At 53.4% G+C, this 18832-nt stretch carries 15 protein-coding genes and 1 CRISPR repeat array; of the genes, 4 read left to right on the forward strand and 11 right to left on the reverse strand.

Going from position 1 to position 18832, the window contains the following annotated elements; translation table 11 throughout:
- Positions 1–41 precede the first annotated feature (41 nt).
- Positions 42–832: direct repeats of the CRISPR family, unit length 36 nt; unit sequence ATTTCCAATTTCTAGGGATCCCCCCGAAGGGGGAAC.
- 251 nt (positions 833–1083) lie between these two features.
- The 10 genes from cas2 to csx2 form a co-directional block, all read right to left on the reverse strand.
- Positions 1084–1362 (reverse strand): CRISPR-associated endonuclease Cas2, encoded by a 279-nt coding sequence (cas2, locus tag NW816_RS09905; protein ID WP_414329659.1) that lies wholly within the window; start codon positions 1360–1362, stop codon positions 1084–1086.
- Positions 1362–2351 (reverse strand): CRISPR-associated endonuclease Cas1, encoded by a 990-nt coding sequence (cas1, locus tag NW816_RS09910; protein ID WP_414383084.1) that lies wholly within the window; start codon positions 2349–2351, stop codon positions 1362–1364. Before cas1 ends, cas2 begins: the two co-directional genes overlap by 1 nt.
- Positions 2351–2650, reverse strand: coding sequence for a CRISPR-associated protein Csx18 (gene csx18 / locus NW816_RS09915; RefSeq protein ID WP_414341792.1), 300 nt, complete (start codon positions 2648–2650; stop codon positions 2351–2353). Before csx18 ends, cas1 begins: the two co-directional genes overlap by 1 nt.
- A 29-nt stretch (positions 2651–2679) precedes the next feature.
- Complete coding sequence (locus NW816_RS09920) at positions 2680–4407, reverse strand: RAMP superfamily CRISPR-associated protein (protein WP_414409038.1); 1728 nt, start codon at positions 4405–4407, stop codon at positions 2680–2682.
- Between the two features lie 285 nt (positions 4408–4692).
- Positions 4693–5334, reverse strand: coding sequence for a Uma2 family endonuclease (locus NW816_RS09925; protein WP_414389464.1), 642 nt, complete (start codon positions 5332–5334; stop codon positions 4693–4695).
- The gene (locus tag NW816_RS09930) at positions 5334–5732 is read right to left on the reverse strand and encodes a hypothetical protein (RefSeq protein WP_414352080.1); all 399 of its coding nucleotides are present in this window, start codon (positions 5730–5732) and stop codon (positions 5334–5336) included. The genes NW816_RS09925 and NW816_RS09930 overlap by 1 nt, the downstream gene beginning before the upstream one ends.
- Positions 5733–5756: 24 nt before the next feature.
- Positions 5757–6527 (reverse strand): type III-B CRISPR module RAMP protein Cmr4, encoded by a 771-nt coding sequence (gene cmr4, locus NW816_RS09935; protein ID WP_414409039.1) that lies wholly within the window; start codon positions 6525–6527, stop codon positions 5757–5759.
- A 48-nt stretch (positions 6528–6575) separates the two neighbouring features.
- Positions 6576–7715 carry a type III-B CRISPR module-associated protein Cmr3 gene (locus tag NW816_RS09940; RefSeq protein ID WP_414409040.1) on the reverse strand — a complete coding sequence of 380 codons (1140 nt, stop codon included), beginning with the start codon at positions 7713–7715 and terminating at the stop codon, positions 6576–6578.
- Positions 7712–10699 carry a type III-B CRISPR-associated protein Cas10/Cmr2 gene (cas10, locus tag NW816_RS09945; protein WP_414409041.1) on the reverse strand — a complete coding sequence of 996 codons (2988 nt, stop codon included), beginning with the start codon at positions 10697–10699 and terminating at the stop codon, positions 7712–7714. The genes NW816_RS09940 and cas10 overlap by 4 nt, the downstream gene beginning before the upstream one ends.
- A gap of 202 nt (positions 10700–10901) precedes the next feature.
- Positions 10902–12173 carry a TIGR02221 family CRISPR-associated protein gene (gene csx2 / locus NW816_RS09950; RefSeq protein ID WP_414328895.1) on the reverse strand — a complete coding sequence of 424 codons (1272 nt, stop codon included), beginning with the start codon at positions 12171–12173 and terminating at the stop codon, positions 10902–10904.
- Positions 12174–12339: 166 nt separating this feature from the next.
- Here csx2 and NW816_RS09955 point away from each other — a divergent pair, with 166 nt between their 5' ends.
- Positions 12340–13089, forward strand: a complete 750-nt coding sequence (locus NW816_RS09955) for a Uma2 family endonuclease (RefSeq protein WP_414328896.1) — start codon at positions 12340–12342, stop codon at positions 13087–13089.
- Positions 13090–13221: 132 nt separating this feature from the next.
- On the opposite strand, the gene NW816_RS09960 is transcribed toward NW816_RS09955, so the two are convergent.
- Entirely contained in the window at positions 13222–13740 is a 519-nt protein-coding gene (locus NW816_RS09960; RefSeq protein WP_414409042.1) for a formylmethanofuran dehydrogenase subunit E family protein, read from the reverse strand.
- Between the two features lie 426 nt (positions 13741–14166).
- Here NW816_RS09960 and cas6 point away from each other — a divergent pair, with 426 nt between their 5' ends.
- The 3 genes from cas6 to cas8a1 are packed head-to-tail and all read left to right on the forward strand — an operon-like array spanning position 14167 to position 18771.
- Complete coding sequence (gene cas6 / locus NW816_RS09965; protein ID WP_414341825.1) at positions 14167–14796, forward strand: type I-MYXAN CRISPR-associated protein Cas6/Cmx6; 630 nt, start codon at positions 14167–14169, stop codon at positions 14794–14796.
- Entirely contained in the window at positions 14750–17221 is a 2472-nt protein-coding gene (cas3, locus tag NW816_RS09970) for a CRISPR-associated helicase Cas3' (protein WP_414409043.1), read from the forward strand. The genes cas6 and cas3 overlap by 47 nt, the downstream gene beginning before the upstream one ends.
- Positions 17218–18771, forward strand: a complete 1554-nt coding sequence (cas8a1, locus tag NW816_RS09975; RefSeq protein ID WP_414409044.1) for a type I-MYXAN CRISPR-associated Cas8a1/Cmx1 — start codon at positions 17218–17220, stop codon at positions 18769–18771. The genes cas3 and cas8a1 overlap by 4 nt, the downstream gene beginning before the upstream one ends.
- The last annotated feature ends 61 nt before the right edge of the window (positions 18772–18832 follow it).

Below are 18832 nucleotides of genomic sequence, written 5' to 3' on the forward strand. Positions count from 1 at the left end.
CTGAAGAAGACGCCAAGATCCTGGTCGACAACACCTGGGATATTTCCAATTTCTAGGGATCCCCCCGAAGGGGGAACCTGAAGAAGACGCCAAGATCCTGGTCGACAACACCTGGGATATTTCCAATTTCTAGGGATCCCCCCGAAGGGGGAACTTAGTAGCACAGCCTCGAGTTGTGTTATTAACTGATTTATTTCCAATTTCTAGGGATCCCCCCGAAGGGGGAACACGCCGCGGGTCTGGTCGGAGCTGGCGCAGACTACCAATTTCCAATTTCTAGGGATCCCCCCGAAGGGGGAACCGCCAAGCCGATATCTCGGCGTAGCGGCCTATAAGGAACTGATTTCCAATTTCTAGGGATCCCCCCGAAGGGGGAACCTTCAGAGCGCCGTCGCTCTTGCTCGGCGGAGCGTCGGTAATTTCCAATTTCTAGGGATCCCCCCGAAGGGGGAACTGGCCAGGTTCTGCTCCACCGGCAGTCGGTAATAAGTGGAGAATTTCCAATTTCTAGGGATCCCCCCGAAGGGGGAACGTTAGGTGGGCTCTCCCCCTACCTTGGGGAAGCCTACAACCTAATTTCCAATTTCTAGGGATCCCCCCGAAGGGGGAACTACCACGGTTGCAGAGGCTCTAGGGCTTCAGCGTATAATATTTCCAATTTCTAGGGATCCCCCCGAAGGGGGAACACGGTAGTGTATAAACGTGTGACCAGGAAGTAGAATCTAATTTCCAATTTCTAGGGATCCCCCCGAAGGGGGAACATCGACTCTGAGGTGTTCAGTCAGGAACAAATCGAATTTCCAATTTCTAGGGATCCCCCCGAAGGGGGAACTCCACCCCTATTAAACCCAAGCAGGGCAAGGAATGCAAGACCCATTTGCGAGGGATCCGGAAAAAAGTCGGCAAAAAGGGTGCTGGCGAGGGGGCTTTGGGGCCGGAAAGCCTTGTGGCGCAAGGCGTCGAGGGATCGGACGAAAGAATCGGCCTTTGCGGCTTTTGGCGGATCGCTCGCGCAGGCGTTGATACCGTTTGAGTGTGCTTTTGGAAACACCGAGTGCTTAAGTAGGAAGAGACTTGCCTGAGCTACACAATGACCGAGCTGGGGGGTGCAGTCAGGGCAGGCCCACCCCAGATTTCCACCTGGGCGAGGACATAGCTAGTGAGCGGATAGAAGCGGACGCTGTCTTCCTCGGGCTTGATCTTCTTGCGGAGCCGCAGTTTGAGCTCCTCGAACTTGTCTTTGTCGAGGACGCACTCAAACACGCTGTATTGCACGCGCTTGCCGTAGCCTTCTAGCAGGTCGGCAATTTTCTTGCGTCGCTTGTCGCAGGGAGTATCGTAGGTAACAACATAAAGAAACATCAGCGAATCCGGTAGGGCTGGTACAAATCTTGAGGATTATAGACGGATTGCTTAAACTTTTTAACTTGCTGCGTTAGCAGATCCCAGCGGGGTTGATCTCCGTCAGGGGTCTGGATGGATCCCTCCATTCTTTGGATGAAAGCTGTAAGGTACTTTTTCCTGCCACTATCACTTAGAAAACAGCCACCATCGCGATACTCAAAGTCTTCTTCGATGTTCATAATGCCCTTGTTGATCAGCCAGAGGACTATTGAATCTACAATAGGCGCCCGAAATTCTTCCAGTAAGTCCGAAACCAGAGCAGCATGGCGTTCACTGCTAGCGTGCAAGCAACCCTGATAGGGATCCAAATCTTGCAGCTCAATCAGGGTTAATAGATGGTTCCAGAGCACCATGTAGCCAAAGCTGAGCATGGCATTAACCGGGTTAGTGGGTGGCTGTCGAGTGCGGTTAAGCAAAACAAAGCCCCTTTGCTGAAGGCAATTTCCCAATTCCGGGAAATACAGAGCCGCAGCCGCTCCTTCAATGCCCCGCAATTGATCTAGAGACTTGGCCTCAAGAGCTTGAGCAGCCAAATGTTCCAGACTGCGTAGGGTCAGATCCCCTGTCTCAGTGGGGCGCTGCCTGAGCTGCCTCATCAGCAGCACCCGGCTATTGAGTAGCTTGGCTCGCACCATCTGGGCTGCTGTTTGCAATCGCCATGTCTCCGGTAGTGCTTGCTGCAAGTGGGCCAAGCGGCGGTAGCCCCTTGCAATGGGAATAAGGCGACCGTAGCAGTAGCCCAGCCGCGAGAGATAGGCGATGGGGATATTACGCTTCAAGCACTCTCTCACCACATCGGTGGTTACCTGGGATCGGCCAAAGATTAAAATTTGCTCCAGCAAGGGTAGAGGCACCTCCTGCAAGAGCGACTCGCCCAAATAGACCATTACGAACTCTTGCTTAAGGCTTAGCCTACACCCCTGCTGAGAGACATATAAAGTTCGCATTATTCGTCATGACGACGCAGATCTTCAGCGCCTCGCCTCTGATCTATGGCATTGCCGGGTTTAGAGCGGCCACGCTCCGGTAAAATCTCAACATCAATTTCAGGACTTGACAAGAAATCCATCACGATCTCGGCCAGACTGCCCGAAAAGAAGCTGGCAATCATGACAAGAACGGTATTGGTAATCACGGCTGCCAATCCCAAAGGAGCAATTAGCAGGATGGCCAGCGTGATCGAGCCGTTGACCACAGCTGTAACAAGGTTTCTAAGAACTTTGGCATTGATCCTCTTTTTGGACATTTTATTCCTCCAGAGATTCTCCAAGATCTCTACCTCAAGGGCCAGATTATTCCAAAATCATCAGCATTTTTCCTGAGCTGTTCAAGATAACTTTTCCTAGGATTCACCGTTGCCCCAAAAACGGTAACTACTTGGTAATCATCTAGGTTGGCAATCCAAACAGGCGAGGGCACGACACCTCCCTGCACACCTCCCTGCACACCTCCGCACAAGAATTTGTCGTATCGCCCTTCGCCCTGCCGGCCCAATTGATGCAGGATTGCCAAGGCATAAGGCTTTTTGAATTCTTCCTTGCCGCTGCAGACTACAATCTGGCAGTTTCTGTCCACTGCTTGAGGCCATCTCTCTTTAGCAACTTGGTCAAAGCTGCATGGATTTCTGGGATCAAGAGCCTGCTCGCTGAGGGCCCCGAGAGCCGCAAAGAAGTCGACCAGTCGCCGTTGGAAAAGTTTCTGAAACTCGGCCACTGACTCTGGAAGATCCCAAAATGAATCCTCCGACTCAGGGATCAGGGTAGAGCCACGCCACCAAGGAGCTCTACCGCGGTCTTGGCGAGAGTAGCAGGGCCTTCTTGCCCCCTGGCCAATACCTCCCAGGTGAAACAGCATCCAGGTTAGATTCCGAAAGAGCTTTTGCACCGCTTCCTGCTTCTCCTTTGAAGCATAGTTTTGGCACTCCTCAGAAAGGCTGAGAATGAGGATCCCTTCTTGTCGTCCGGCGAGCTTCCCCTTTCCTGCTTGATTGGGTTCCGGCTCTGGTTGAGTTACTCGCCCATTTAAAAGATCCACATGGATCCAGCCGTGTTTTTGCTGGGGAGTGATGGCCCCAAAAAGTTGCCCCTCCCATTCCTGCACCTGCTTCACGGGCAAAACACCCAGGGCAAAGGTTCGAAACCAGTAGCGCAGCATGTTCTTAAAGGCTACCGGTCGGACTTCGGCAATTGATTTGTTGTCATACCGGTTCCTATCAGGTCTCCAGTTGACCACTTGCCGCCCGCGGATCAACTGACCCTCCAGCTCAAAAGGCAGCCGCAAGAATTCTCCCTTGTATTGAGATAGAGTTTTGCCAGTTTGAATCAGCCGACCGTAGCCGGTATTGACTTGGGATCCCACTCCTTGCTCCAGCCCGCGGATAAGCCATTCTTTCACTTGGGCTAACATCTCGTCGGTGCAGCCTGGCCCTTTACGCAGGCCAATCAAAAAAGTGGCTTGCTTGAGAGAAAAGAAGAGGTTGGGATTAGGTGAGTATTCAAGATTTTGACCGTTCCACTTCCAGATATTATTGGCAATATCGACAGCTAGACCTCCTGTTCTGGAATTATCGGGATCCCCTTGTCTTTGAGTCCTGGTCGGCACAGGGTAGGCATCCAAAAAGATCACCTTGCCAGCACTATCTTTGTCCTCAGCTTCTAGATGCCCAAGCCAGGGTGCCACTGCTTTATCTGCCTCCTCCCAAGACAGATTGCGCTTCCGCATCAACTCTCGAATAGCCTGGGCGCGGGCTACCCCCCGCAAGGTGGAGCTGGGAAGGTAAGGGATCCCTAAGTGATCAAAAGCGGGCAGCAGCATGCTTTCCGGGCCTTTGGCTCCGCCTACCCGAATTCGCCAGGGACAGGTGACCTGAAAGGTGTCATTGGCAATGCGCTTGATGCGATTGTTTAGAACTTGCAAGCGGGAGCTGTAGTCTGCATCTGCTTCCGCCCGATGCACCAGATCGACTTTGGTTCCGTCCCTGAAAGGAGCCCCATAGGCTCTCATCCAGCGCAGATATTCAATAAAGCTCGCTGTGGAAGCCGGCCTAGGACTGGGATCCGAGGGATGCCCTAACCAGGGAGAAGGTTGGGAATGGTTGCCGCCCCCTCCACCACCACTCCCCCCTCTCTGATTGGGGGGATGGCCTCCTCCTTGACTTCCTGAACTTGGCGGACGGCTGGGATCCCCTTGCTGAGGTGAGCCTGGTCTTCCAGGACGGGGAAGGGGTTGTGGAGCGTTGGCAGGACGATTGCTAGGCATTTGATCTTCTCCTAAAGCTGGAAAGCAGTATTAGGAATTGCGAAGCGTTTCCCGAAATTCGCGCAACATGGCGCTGGTGCCAATTTCTAAGGCGCGTCGAATGAGTTGAGGCACAAGCCTGGGGATGTCGAAGTCTGGGAAAAGTCGGCTGCAGCTCGATTCTACGTAGTCTTCTCCCTGCAGAATAAATATCCGCAAACTTCGCTCACCCAAGATCCAAACTTCGGGCACACCAGTAGCTTTATAAGCATCGATAAAGGTCCGGGAAGTAACGTCGGACTCAATGGCCAGATCAGGCGGAGGCAACAGATCGACATCGATCCTTCCCTCACACCCTCGCACCTGCTCTAGGTGATGGACATAAAAGCAGGTGTCAGGCTCCACCCCAGCACTGCCAGACTTTTTAAGGGTTGTTGAGCCAAAGTCTTCCCAGTCTCTCCCTTGAGAATCAAGGAGAGCTTTCACAATATCTCCGGCAATGCGGTGAGGGCGCTCATGTTTGGACAAGGGAGACATGATCTCTAACGTGCCGTTGTAATAGGCAATGCGAGTGTGGCGGTCTTCCCCTAACTCTTCCAAGATGCTCTCAAAGTCTTGCCAAGTCAGCGAATGGATAACCACTTGGCTTCCTTCATACAGGGAAATAGACTGGATTGGAACAGCTACACTCATTAGTCCCCCCCGCTAACGTCATCGTCATGGTAAATGGCTGTAGCCCAGAAGCTGAATTCTTGCGCCAAAGCAAGTCCCAGCCCTGTTAAACCCAGGTACTCTTCAACTCCCAACCCCATGAGACGATCCAGGCCGTTGGATTTGGCAATTTCGTTTTGACCGGAGATCTTTTCTAGGCAATCGAAAAACTCCTTGACCACCTCTTTTTTGCCCTCTTGGCTAAGGGCGTCTTCTTCGGCCTTGAGGCGCAGCAGGCCCCAAGTAGAAAGATAGGTGTACAGCTCCACAGCCTGGTTTTTTTGCTCTTTTAGCCTTTCTGGATCCCTGGTTTGCGCTCTGAGCTGGCACAGGGATTCGTAAACGGGCTTGGCCAATGTACGCGGGTCAAAGCTATTCATAAAACCTCCCTCCTAGGTTGAGATCTAGTTCAAAGACAGCTCCACAAAGCCTCGGCCCAAGCTTTCCTGGCCGCCAATCTGCATAATCTGGTTGGATTGCAGCAGATCTCGAAACTCTTTCATTGCCTCCTCAGAACTGCCACTTGCTTGGGCGGTAACCCCCCAGGTAAAGTACATCAAGCTGTCAGGAGGAATGGCCTCTTCATAGCGGAAGCCTCCTTCCACAACCTTGTCCTCGCTAAGCTTGACTTTCACCTGCCGCCACAGGCTCATTTGAATGAGGGTGGCACAATGCTGATCTGGTAAAACGATCACGCGACTGATGTTGGGGTCTTTGGTGTAGCTCTCCCATCCCGGCCATTGTTTGAGACCTTCTTTGAGAATGGCATCTTTGAGGTAAATGGGTCGGTCGGCCTTCAAGCTCGTACTGTAGGGATCCGGCACTGGCAGACTCTGGCCTGTTAGCCGCAGCCAGCGCTTAAGCAGAAGCGGGCAGCTTATCCACACCACCCCATGGCTAAGGGAGGGCACAGGGATCCACAGCAAAGAGCCATCCCCAATCCAAATGGATCCTTGGGTAAGCTGATCCCCCTCCCCAATTTCGTTGCCAAAGAGCTCAAATTTCTTGTTTTTATCGGGCATGCTGGCCCGCAACCTGCCCCGAATGGTGCTGGAAGGGATGTAGGGCAAATGGGTGTGGGATTCGCGGGCAATCCCCAAGAGGTTTCCTTCTTGGGTGGTGCCGCCGGTGTGCAGGGGAGTCAACAGATGGAGGTAAACGATCTGAAAAGGCATACAAATCTCTCCTTTTTTGAGTAAGCATTGGAGGGTTGAAAGCAAAACTCAGTTCGCCCAAGGCAGCCATAAGAGCTCGCTATAGCCCAACAGCCGCCAGCGGTGGAACACGTTGAGCCGGCCATCTTCCAGCTCGGGCTCTTCTTGGTTGAGGGGGGCCGGTTGCTCTAGGTAGTAGACGCTACCAGGGGGCGCGGCAAAAACTTGGGGGGCAGGCAGGCTCATCTGCCGCTGCTCTTGGGGGCGATCCACCCGCAGGCGTCCACTGATGGGAACGGGCTTGCCGGTAGCTACACTCACTAAGGGGCCGGTGAGGGGATGGGCGGGGTGGGGGGTGGCCAATCTCCATTCCCAGGGCCAGGCACGGCATAGGGAACGTCCATCCACCTTCTTGATGAACACGCCTGGGGTCACCAAGTAGGCCAAAGCGCGTCGGGCTTGGCGAAAGGTAGCCTGAGAAAGGGTCTGCAACTGCTGCCACTGCTCCTGCAGCTTCGGACAAGGGGCTAGCAAAGCGCCGTGGCCTTCTCCCCCCAACCGCAGCACTGCTTCCTGAGAAAGGGGCAAGGGATCCCAGGCTTCGCGATCTGGATCCCAGCCCTCGATGGAAAGGGCCAAACTCCAGCCCGGCTGAAGACGGATGCAGGTCTCCACAAAGTAGCCATCGGCTTCCCGCACCTGCCGCTTGCTGACTTGCAGGGTGTTGTGGGGCCGTACTTCATACTTCAGCGGCGGCTTAACGGCCTGGCTGAGATCCCAGCCTTTGCCTTCCAGCGCCTTTTGCACCGCCTCGAAGGGCAGATAGCCTCCCGTTTTTTTCTTCTTGCTGCTCTGGCTGCGTTCGGGTTCCTCCTCTGCTGGCCTCAGGGACACCAACGGGGCTGGCCGGGTGGGATCCCAGTGGCAATGGAAGTAGGGATCCGTCTGGTCCAACCAAGGCACAGGAACAAGGGGGGAGCCGTCTTCCAGGTGCAAAGGGGCAGGGAAATAGAGCCTTTCGTCATGGCAGAGAAAGGGGCCCCGCAGCCGCAGCGTCATCGGCTGGCCCAGGTGAGCTTGAACAGCCCCGGCCAAGGTGTGGCCACTGGGAGGAAAGCTGCTATTGGCCCAGGCCCGCTCTCCCGGCGCAAAGGGCTTGGCATCCCGAAACATCCACACATCCAGGGGTGATAGGGTAAACCAACTCATCGGCTGTTCCTCCCCAAAGCAACGGTGCGGTTGCGCAGCACAAAAGCTGCCAACTTGAACCAGTTTTTGATCTCCAGATCCCACTCCTGCGGCTGGGCGGGCAGGCTGTGCTGCCAAAAATCCTGGATAAACTCCACAAGCTTGGCCTGGAAGTGTTCTTTCTGCTCCGATTCCTGTTTGAAGAGATCCCGGCGGCTGCAAAAGAGCGTGGCCCAGGCTGGCACCGCCTCTGGGCTGGGGGCAGGATGTTGCTCCCACAGTTGGGCTGCCTGCTCAAACAAGGAGCTTTGATCCTGCTGCTGGCCCATGAGCTTCCAGTCAAAATCAAGGAGATCCTTCCACTTGTCGAACGTGTCGAACTTGCTGGTGCTCACCAGTTGGTTGCCATTGGCAAACAGCACCCGCACCTGCACGCTGTCTTTGGGGCAGCCATGGGCATAGAGGTGGCCCTTGACTTCTTCTTCCGCTTGCCAAAGGTTTTCCAGGGCAATGGCCAGGGGCACCGAGTGATGGGCAATCACCACGCCGAAGCTGATGGTGGCTGCGGACCCCAGGGTAAAGAGGGGGCGCCGGCTCAAACCTTCGGGAGGCCGCCCTTTTTTCCACTGCCAGTAGTCCCCCAGGTTCTCAAACTCCCGCCAGTCATCCTCTCCCCCCCGGAAACACTGGCGAATATCCCACAGCCAGCCATCCCACTCCCAGAGGTTGGTGTAGGCCAAAACGTCGTCCCCACCGGCGTAGATGAGCTTGCCTGCATAGCGTTGCTCTGTTAGGTAGGGCACCAACTGGCCGGAAAAATCCAGCAGGGCGCGGCTTAGGGCGCTGTGGGTGGCAGGCCCCATGCGCTTGCGGCTGTTTTTGACAAACTTCTGAAAAGCGTCTTTGACTTGCTCCAGCTCCTCCTTGTCCTTGCCAAAGACCTCGCCAATGGCTTCCGTTTGCCCGTTGGCCAGCCGCTGTAGGGGTTGAGGCAGATAGTCGTAGTAGGATTTCATCTTCTCGCCCCTCAGCCATTTGCCCATGTCGTCCCCATCCCCGGCAGCCAGCACGTACCAACTGGCGGGGTTAACGCTGGGGTAGTAGCGGCCTAGAAGCGTCTCGATGTCCTGCCGGTAGCTTCTTTGCGTTTCCTCGTCCAGCTCCAGGTCTTCCACCAGCCAACCGGCATTGAGCAGACGGGGATGGTAGCGCAGGTTCTGCCGGTCGGCCCACGGGATCCCCCATTTGCCCCGCATTTCCCGCAGCACCCCTCTGACCTCAGGGTAGCGGGTCTCCACTGCCTGACAGGCCTGCTCGAAGTGCTCTCGTTCCCGTCGCCCTTGGGTTTTGAGGTAGCCGGCTACGCCAGCGGTGAGATCCGGGTAGGAAGCGGCAATCTGGTCTTCATCCAGCTCCGGGAAGAGCTCCGGCAGCACTTTGTACAAGCCCCGCTTGAGGGTTTCGGTGGCATTGAGCTGTTCCCGGCCATCGAAGAGCCCGGCCTGCCGTTGCCAAAGCCGCCGACTCTCCCCTTCCGTTATCCACCCCTGCCGCGGCGAGGGATGCACCACCGGCCCCAAACCCGAAACGGTGCTGCGCGGCCCAAAGGCGACGGGGAGCTGCCAATCGCGGGCCTGCTTACAAGCTGCCTGTAGGCGCCGAGTTTGCTCCACTGCAGCTGCCCACCAGGATCCGACGTTGAGTCCGGCTTTGTATTGGCGGCGCTGTTGTCTTTGGGGATCCCAAAAGCTAGCCCGCAGAAACTCCAGCTCCTCATCAGCAAAGAGCTTTTGCTTAGCCCCCAGGTGATAGGTGCGGTTTTGGGCACTGACCCAGGGATCCGCATCAATGGAAACATGAGGGGGCCTAAGGATGCCGGTATCCTTGAGAGAGTGAGCCGGGGATCCCAAGGGCACGGCTGCCCAGTAGTGCTGCCACTGATGCTCCAGCCATCCCTGCCAGGTGGGGTCCTCTGGGTGCAACTGCCTCAGCCAGCGGCGATCCCCCTGCAGGTAATCCAGCACCTTCTGGGCCAACTGCTTCCATTCTTCCTTGAGGGTCTGCTGCACCATCTGCATGGCCGCTTGCACCCGGTCTTCCGGCAACAGCAGCAGGAGCACGTTGGGAAAACCGGCGGTGAGCAGGGCGTTGGCAGAAGGTTGAGGGATCCATTCTTCAAATTCGGGGTACTTCTCCCGCAGCCAGTGGTCGATTAACGGCTGGCCGTAGAGGCTGGGGTAGAGCAGACAGTCGGGGCCGTATTTCTCGGCAAGCCGCCAACTCATGCGGGCAGAAAGGTAGTGCAGCAGCCAGGATCCGGCCCAAAAGTCCCGCATCTTGCGGCTGGCTTTGATCAGCTCCTGGATAGGGTTGAAGGTAAAGCTCACCAAGAAGGGACGCGCGAACTTGGGCTCGTCGTAGCCGGCCAAACATCCCGCTAGGGCTGCGGTGACGCTGGCGTGGCTCCACAGGGATCCGTCTGGCAGCCGGGTTTCTGCTGGCAATAACAGCAAGCTTTCATCCCCAAACTCCTGACAAATAGCTTGGGGAAAGCACCGCCAAAACCACCAAAACACTTTTTGGGGATCCTCCTCTTGCCAAACCCAATCGGGGATGGCGCTCTCCTCCCGTTCCATCAGGTAGTCTGCACGGGAGCGGGCATCCTTGAGGGCTTGGTGTTGGTCATCGGCCAATTGCCAAAAGCGCTTGCGCCCCGAGAGCAGATGGCTCATCTCCAGTCCAGAGCCTAACCCCTGGCCGCGATCCTCAACCTGGTAGTCGATGGCTACAGGCAAATGGCCAATGGCAGCCCGGTCGCTGGCCGAGGCGATGAGATCGGCATCGCCTATGGGAGAGGATCCCTCGGCTTTGGGAGAAGACCATCCCTGCATCGCTGCCAGTTTGGCCCACAGCCCTTCCTTGGAGCGGCCAGTCCTGTCGTGTAGGGCTTTGAGGGCGGGATCATGTAACAGACCCCAGAGCTTAGCTTGCCAGTAGTAAGACATGGTGTTTTCGCTGGAGAAACAGAACAGTTAGGAACTCCTCGAACAAGGAACAAAACCCCGGTAGCCACCCGATGTCGTGGCTACAGAAGCTACAAAACAAAATCGATCTGATCCCGGCCAGCCCTCAGTTTTCTTCAGTATTTCTCAATAGCCGTTGTTTGACCAAAAACCCAGAACCTGAGGGCGAACCGATGTCTTTAGCCTACGGAGAAGTGGAAAGATCCCCTTCCAACTTCCCTTCTGCCCAGGTCAATTTGGGAAACAGCTCTTCCAGGCCAGGCAGCAGGTCTTGCAAAACAAAGCTTTCTAGAGCTTCGCTGTTCAAAGGGTTTGGATTCATCTGCACATGGGCAACATCGTTGCGGTACTGGCTGAGGCGAGACCAGAGGTTGGCAAGTTTCTGCACATCGGGAACATGGGCAGCAATGTCAGGAGGCGCCTGGGGCTGGTCTTCCCGTGGAATGAGGGATCCCAGTTGGTGTTCGATCTCCTGCCGCGCTTCCCGCTGGCGGTAGTTGGGCAGCCCCTCACACAAGCAGAGGGCCGAGATCACCCACTCCCGAGCTAAGAGAATTGCCTGCGTGGTGAAGCGTTTCTCCACATACCAGCGCAGCAGTTGAAATTGCTTTTGAACTTGAGCCTTGGCATCCGTAGCTCTGTCTGCTGGCAAAGCCAGTTGGCTGTAGCTGTCTTGAATGCTTTGCAACAGCAAGCCAAAGGGCTTAGCAAATTGGCCCACCTCTTCTGCCAACTCCTGGGTGGAGTGCCTTTGCAACCTAAGCAAGTCATCCTCCAAAAGGCTGACCGGTCTTACCAGCTCCAGGGAACGAGAGATATTGCGGATGGCTTGGCCAAAGTTCTGCAGCCGGATGGGCTTGGGATCCCTTTTGCCGAGCTTTGGTTGGCGGTAAAAGTCCCGTTGAACTGTATCCAAAAGTTGGCCCAACTCCAGCGCCGAGCCGGTGCTAATGAATTTGTCGGTAGCCGTCAGCCAGTCCAAAAGACGAAGGGCGGGGGTGAGATCGATGATGGGTGTTTCCTGCTGGTCTTTGAGATAGAGACCGTAGTACAGCCCCTGAATATTTACATTCTTGGCCTTGCGCAAAAGGGCGGCTCCCAAGAGCACCAGTACGGGGATGGAGCGAAAGGCGTGGGTGATATCGAAAACCAGCCGCGTATGGGGCTCGATGCTATCGACCAGCACATCGAAGATCTCCCAGGTCTCTGCCTCGGTTTTCCCTTCAGGAATGGCCTTGGCAATTTTCTCCACGTGGGGGGGTAGGCAGTCCTGTAGATGCTTCCAATGGGTGTCATGTGCTTCTTGGGTTAGCAGCACAATCACCCTCTCGATGTCAAAGAGCTGACAGAGGGCTTTGGCAACATAACGGGTTCTATCGGCTTTCCGCTCCCCAAAAACATACACCGTCTCGCTGTAGGGGCTGGTGCCTAGAGTGGTCAAAAGGGTATTAGCCATAGGGATCCTCTCGATGACGGCTTTCAAGCATTGAAGCACGGGCATCTTCAAGCTACTGCAGCTTGGAAGCCCCCCCTTCTCAAGTTGCCTGGAGAGGGTTCTGGGTTGAATGTTGCCCTATCCTCTCCCGAAAAGTGGCATCCTCTGCTCAGCCGGTGCCAGAAAGATGGGGATCTCTACCCCCAAAATTGAGTGGAGCCATCTTGCCGCTGGATTTGGATCCCTGCTCGACAACTGTTTCAAAACGGTGAAGGTGGGGGATGTCAGAGCTAGCCTAGACAGAGATTCGGCCATCCTAAACAACGGGGATCCTGTGATGCTATCGACTCCAGAGTTGTCCATTTCAGGTCAAAAGCTAACTCCCGAACAGTTTCTGGCCTTGCCGGAGGGGGATATTGTCTATGAGCTAGTCGATGGGCGGGCCGTCTCCAAAAACGAACCCATGTCGCCAAAACGCTTCCATGCTCGTCTCCAACCGGTGTTGTGGCAAATTTTGGAGGACTGGTGCTCTAGCCCTGAGTGTCCTAAGCCTGGGTCAGCACATACTGAGTGGGCAGTTGTTTTAACACGAAAGGCAGAGCCCTGGATCCCAGTTCCTGATGTTACCTACATCTCTAACGAGCGGTTGCCGGTTGAGGCCATGACCGATGAACCTTGTTTTGCCATTCCCGAGTTGGTGATCGAGATCCTTTCTCCTGGCCAGAGTTTTGGAGCCATAGCTCAGAAGGCAACCGATTATCTAGAAGCTGGGATCCCCAGGGTTTGGGTTGTGGATCCCCAAGCCAAGAGCATCACCGTCTTCTATCCCGATGCCCCGCCGCGCACCTTTACGGGATCTCAAGCCATTCAAGATGATTTCCTGCCGGGTCTAAAGGTGATCCCTCAAGATGTATTCGCTCAAGCCCGGATCCCTTAGGGGGTACCTAGCGAGCCCACGATAATCAGAGTTAGTTCCAGAAAGAGAGCATCCGGCAGAGGTGGCCACCCGCTCGGGTCTGGAGCTGATTGGCTCAGGAATGCCGAAGGGATCCCGAAGCGATATTCCCTGCTATGGGCTAATGGCGAGACGGAAAAGCTTCTCATCGGCCAGTTGAAGAACTTCCTGCCCTGCAGCCGCCAGTTGTTCCGGGGGCAAGTTCCGGTATTTGTCAATAAACTCGGGCAAAACTTGAAACTCCACCCGCTTGCCGGTCTCTCGGTGGATGACCACGCTGCGCATTTTTTCAAGAGATTCGACCTCCACCAGCTTCAAGTTCAACTTGCCCAAACTGGCCCCTGTTGCAGCATGCAAGCCATCCACAATGCACACGAACGGGATCTCTGCCGGCGACTCGTGAATGACCTCCACCAGAAAACGGTTCCTAGAAGTGTGGGGAGTTGGACTCATCAAGCCCAGCTCCTGCAGAGCGCGCATCCCCATGCGATAGCCGACCACGGCCCAAGGCCCAGCTCCGCCATGAATTTCCGTTACCCGCTGAATGGCCGCCGCCGTCGAGTCCGTTGCAGAACTGGTGACCGGATGAGCTGTCGCCGGCGCTCCCAGAGTTAGCTGAAGTGCAATCAGCAAAAGAGAAAGCTAAAGCTGCTGTGGCTTGGCAATGGATGACAGGTTCATAGGCAGCGAGAGAGCTGATAAAGAGGAGATGGGTCAAGCCATCCTAAGCTCTACCCTTCGAGGTTGCCTATGCGGGGGTAGGGGATCCAGCCCTCTTCTGGGAACTCTTCCGAAAATCACCTCCTGGCTGAAGAGGGCTAAGACCAATGGTATTGTCAGAGGTAAGCCCCTGGGCGTTGAGCACTTTCACGTGGCTGCTGTGGTCGAAAGTGCCTTGCTGCTGGCAGCAGGCCTTAGCACCCCTGACTGCCCTTTCCACTGATCGCCCTGGGGCGCCGCGCGCTGCTTGACAGAAGCGAGCTGTGTTCACTAGCATTTCTTACATATGTTTCACGTGGCAGTTGTGTGATGAGCCACTCAATGACTGCTGAAGCTTCAATGGCAAACCCAACACATGTCCCTTACGAAGCTCCCGTAGTGGACCTATGCCTGCCCGTGCGAGGAACTACCCTCCCAGCAGATCACGGGTACGCTCTACTCGCGGCGCTATGCCACCAAGTACCAACACTGCACCGAAACCCTCACATCGGGATTTTGACAACAGCGGGAATTGGAGACAGACGAGGCAAAATCTTACTGACTCCGCACTCCCACATTAGAATTCGGCTGCCCATGGAAGCAGTGCCGGAGGTGTACAAGCTAGCCGGCAAGCAATTGAAGATTGGATCTCACGAAGTACAGCTAGGGATCCCCAGGATTTTTACTCTCAAACCAAGCACTTCCCTAAAAGCCCGAATTGTTACAATCAAGGGCTACACCGAGCCAGATCCATTTGTGCAAGCTGCCCAAGACCAGTTAGAGAAGCTTAAGATCTCAGGCCGGGTATCAGTACTGCAAGATAAAACTGGGAAACCCTTGCGCAAGACCTTGAGAATTAAAGGGCATACGATTGTAGGTTTCTCAACCTTAGTAGAGAACCTACAGGAAGAAGACTCAATTCGCCTCCAGCAGGTAGGGCTAGGTGGCCGGCGGCGCATGGGTTGTGGATTCTTTTTGCCGTGCAGGTGAGGATGACTCTACAATGTTTAAGTTTTTGCTAGCAAAATCGCTGGGAAAATGGGATCCCAGCTACCAATCTAAAGAAGAGTATGCTCAGGCAAGGGGCGCTGCTAAACTTGCAGGCCATGTTGCGGCTGTCTTGTCAGCGGCTGAAGTCTTCTCAGATCGCCTAGGACAGACTATTTGCAAGCAGTTAGGGTTAAGTGACTCAAATCGTTTGGGAGCTGTTGTCAAATTAGGAGCTTATCTGCACGACTGGGGTAAAGCCAATCAACATTTCCAGGAGATGGTTTATCTCAAGTCATCAATCTTAGACACTGAGTCAAAAGCAAAACTTGACAAAGCTTGGAAAGCTCACAATGGGCAACAACTCATTCGTCATGAGTTTTTAAGTGGCATACTTGCCCTACAAGTCAAAGAATTCCGCGAGTGGCTAGGGAAGGCATTTTCTGAAGAGGAGCTGATCTTAGCTACTTGGGCAGCAATTGGACATCACTTCAAAGCAGGAGTAGATTCCCAAGGTAGGGAATCGCATAGAATTACAGAGTTGCCTGATGGCGCAGGACTAGGGATCTACATTTACACTGAACATACAGACTTTGAATCTGTACTGAGACTGGGATCACAGAGACTTGGGCTACCGGCAGAGATTCCAAGGGTAGCTTCAAAAAACTGGGAAAAAGAATGTCTAGAAGATTGCCTAAAGGCTCTAGAAAGTCAATTTCGAGACTTTGCCAAAAGTTTAAGCCCTGAGCAGAAGGTGCTGGTGGCTGCTGCCAAAGCAACAGTAATTGCTGCAGATCTAGCAGGGTCAATCTTACCGACAGAGGGAGAAGATCTGCAAGATTGGATTTCTGGTGCACTAAGCTTGGTTCTTCGAGAGGAAGACCTAGAGCAACTCATTGCCCAAAAACTAGGAGAAAGCTCCCTACGTCCTTTCCAAGAGCAAATGGCTGCTGCCACTCATCGAGTAACACTGGTCAAGGCAGGCTGTGGTACAGGCAAGACCTTGGGAGCCTACGCTTGGGCGAAAAAGTGGGCATCGGGAAGGCGACTGTTTTTTGGCTATCCGACCACCGGAACGGCTACTCAGGGCTACTTGGACTACGCTGAGGGATCCCCAATAGAAAAGACACTGATGCACTCACGAGCAGATTTGGATCGAGAACTTTTATTGACCGGCGAAGGCGAAGAGGATGAGGGTGCTTCGTTTCGTTTGGCAGCGTTGCAAGTATGGAGAAAGAAACTGGTTATCTGCACTGTAGACTCTATTTTAGGGTTAATCCAGAACAATAGAAGACCACTATTTTCTTGGCCAGCTCTAGTTCAATCTGCCTTCGTTTTTGACGAGGTACATGCCTATGACAATCAGTTGTTTGGCTCTTTGCTGAGATTTTTACAGGCTTTTCGAGACGCACCTATACTGCTGATGAGCGCCAGCTTTACCCCGGGTCAACTCGAGGCTATTAAGCGAGTGATGAGGGAGTTGGGTGAGCCTATAGGGGATCCCATTGAAGGACCGCAAGAGTTAGAAGAGCTGAAGCGCTATCAAATAAGAGAAATTTCATCAGAAGGGGATCCCATCAATTCCGAATCCATTTGGTCGGAAGTTACTAAAGCAGTTCAAGAGAACCAAAAGGTATTGTGGGTAATCAATTCAGTCGCCAGTTGCATTGACATTTATCAACAAGCCCAGAAGAAACTACAAGACATTAAAGCCGAAGTTTTAATTTATCACAGTCGGTTTCGCTATAAAGACAGACTTAGAAAGCATGAGCAGATTATTAACGCTTTTAGCCAGCCAGGGCCTGTTCTTGCTATTACTACACAGGTTTGTGAAATGTCCTTAGATTTAAGTGCAGACTTGCTTATCTCTGCTATGGCTCCAGCGACAGCTTTGATTCAGCGACTAGGTCGACTCAATCGAAGAATGAAAAGCGAGCAGGAGGGATCCCGTCTAGCTCTTTTCTATGAATGGACTAAACATACTCCCTACAGTGAAGAGGAACTAAAAATAGGTCGACAGTTGCTTATGAAAACTATCGGGTTAGAGCGTGTTTCACAGAGGGAACTAGCCAGCATTATCTCGGATCCGAGCGGGGAAGAGCCTGTTGAAGCGAAATCGGCATGGCTTGATCAAAATTGGTGTACTTATCCAGGTTTTCTGCGAGAAGGTGGACATACAATAACAGTGCTTCTAGCAGAAGATCAAGATGCTATTTGGAAGGCTGCTGAAGCCAGACAGAAGAAAGCTCTGGATAAGGGCCAAAAGCTGTCGAGGATGCAAGCCTTTTTGCAAGAAGCTCAAGCTTGGGCAATTCCAATTCGGATCCCAGATAAAAAGACGGAGTGGTGGAACTGGAGGCGACGCGGATTCTACTTCGTCACAGAGCCTGGATATATCAACTACAGCGAGGAATTTGGTACGCCATGACCGAATTAAAGTTGCATCTGGGACACCCCGGATTAACCCTGCTACATCGAGCGGGCTTAGCCGGACTATGGATGACTCTCAAGCAGCTGGAGCAGGAAATTCCACCAGAAAAGCGCCCAGGGTCACTAAGTTGGGAGTTGACGCCACGACAAGTTCAACTGTTCTGGGAAGGGAATGACTTTGAAGTGATTGATTGGTTGCTCAAAGAGTCCTTCCAGCTTGACAATGGGTTAATCGCACTGCGAGGGATCGACACTAAGTCGATGCGAAAAGACTCCCAGGTAGTCATCCATCAAGGAATCCTGGGAACATTTCTACAACATGCCAAAACCCGTAAAGTTATTGGCGAGCAAACTCAATCTTTAGAGATTGATGAGGATCATCCACCTGTCATTATCAAGTATAAAGCTTTAGAAAGCTACGTCCATCAGGAATTTGCCAAAAATCTATGTGATAAAAACGGTAATTGGCTTAAGCAGCCAATTAGCATTGCTGGCTGGCTTAATCCTGGTGCAGTCGTTCGCCACAATGCATTTCCCTCGGATACAAGCTTTGAAGAGTCTCCAGAGATGGCCTTTATACTTCTCTACGCTCCTGTTTCTTGCTGCTACTACATACTTCGCTCGCGGCTGCGGGATCAGAGAGCTCAATATGCCCTGGTAGTTCCCGAGATTACCGATATGGAGGTCTATGCAAGCTACCGGCAAGATCCCCAGCTTCGTCACGCAGGTTACCGGGATTTTCATGCTTCCAGTTTGGGAGATGCTGGGCTTAGGTTTTTGACATGCCAAGAGATTGCAGAATCTGCTAAAGAACTTAAGGTAAAACGATGTCAGGTTCTAACCCTAGGTGTTGTTCCGTGGTCAAGCCAACAAAAATCTCGCACAGATCTACTTACTGTAGAAGCAGAATATCGCGTCTGTAAAAACTACCAGATCTGCAAAGCAGTGTTACCAGATGTCGTCAAGGCAAAAGCAGAGGAAGGCAGTTTCATTGCAACAAGTTTTGCTCGTGAGATGATTGCTGAAAATCTGGCAAGGGGTTACTCTTGGTATGCCGGATTTGCAGAGCAGGTTAATAGCAACGAGCAGTTTAAGCAGCTATGTTACGAGCGCGGAGGTCTAAACGAAATGGTCATGAAAACGGAAATGGATGACAGAGAGCGCTGGTTTGTTCAGGCTTGTCATGAAGCCATTCGCTTTACCTATGGTCGGTTATCTCAGAAAACCCAGGATAGGGGAGAGTTTACTAACTTTGACAGAGAAAATATACGTATTCGCACTGGTCTGACTCGATGCAAAAACGCGGAAAGCTTCCGCGAGTTTATTACTAGCTTTTGGGCGCGGGCTGGAAGAATACCGACACTGCAAGAGCATTGGGATGACTTGATGGATTTAGTTATGGATCCCAAGGAATGGAAAAAAGCGCGAGACTTAGCTCTTCTAGCGTTGGCCAGCTACAAAGGCAAGGAGCGACAGGAAGAATCTCAGGATGAGCTTGACGAGGATGATGTTGACTTGATTGTACTTGCCGAGCTAGAGGAGGACTGAAAGTGTAAAGCAAGAGCCAGAAAGTCAAGTGAAAAGTTGATGTAGCAACGACTTAACAGTT

Source organism: Synechococcus sp. W55.1 (assembly GCF_047461655.1).
Classification (GTDB): domain Bacteria; phylum Cyanobacteriota; class Cyanobacteriia; order Thermostichales; family Thermostichaceae; genus Thermostichus.

Bases quoted from the DNA above. Each gene is read 5' to 3' on its own strand.
- cas2 (WP_414329659.1), bottom strand. From the start codon at position 1,362: ATGTTTCTTTATGTTGTTACCTACGATACTCCCTGCGACAAGCGACGC.
- cas1 (WP_414383084.1), bottom strand. From the start codon at position 2,351: ATGCGAACTTTATATGTCTCTCAGCAGGGGTGTAGGCTAAGCCTTAAG.
- csx18 (WP_414341792.1), bottom strand. From the start codon at position 2,650: ATGTCCAAAAAGAGGATCAATGCCAAAGTTCTTAGAAACCTTGTTACA.
- NW816_RS09920 (WP_414409038.1), bottom strand. From the start codon at position 4,407: ATGAGAGCCTATGGGGCTCCTTTCAGGGACGGAACCAAAGTCGATCTG.
- NW816_RS09925 (WP_414389464.1), bottom strand. From the start codon at position 5,334: ATGAGTGTAGCTGTTCCAATCCAGTCTATTTCCCTGTATGAAGGAAGC.
- NW816_RS09930 (WP_414352080.1), bottom strand. From the start codon at position 5,732: ATGAATAGCTTTGACCCGCGTACATTGGCCAAGCCCGTTTACGAATCC.
- cmr4 (WP_414409039.1), bottom strand. From the start codon at position 6,527: ATGCCTTTTCAGATCGTTTACCTCCATCTGTTGACTCCCCTGCACACC.
- NW816_RS09940 (WP_414409040.1), bottom strand. From the start codon at position 7,715: ATGAGTTGGTTTACCCTATCACCCCTGGATGTGTGGATGTTTCGGGAT.
- cas10 (WP_414409041.1), bottom strand. From the start codon at position 10,699: ATGTCTTACTACTGGCAAGCTAAGCTCTGGGGTCTGTTACATGATCCC.
- csx2 (WP_414328895.1), bottom strand. From the start codon at position 12,173: ATGGCTAATACCCTTTTGACCACTCTAGGCACCAGCCCCTACAGCGAG.
- NW816_RS09955 (WP_414328896.1), top strand. From the start codon at position 12,340: ATGGGGATCTCTACCCCCAAAATTGAGTGGAGCCATCTTGCCGCTGGA.
- cas6 (WP_414341825.1), top strand. From the start codon at position 14,167: ATGGCAAACCCAACACATGTCCCTTACGAAGCTCCCGTAGTGGACCTA.
- cas8a1 (WP_414409044.1), top strand. From the start codon at position 17,218: ATGACCGAATTAAAGTTGCATCTGGGACACCCCGGATTAACCCTGCTA.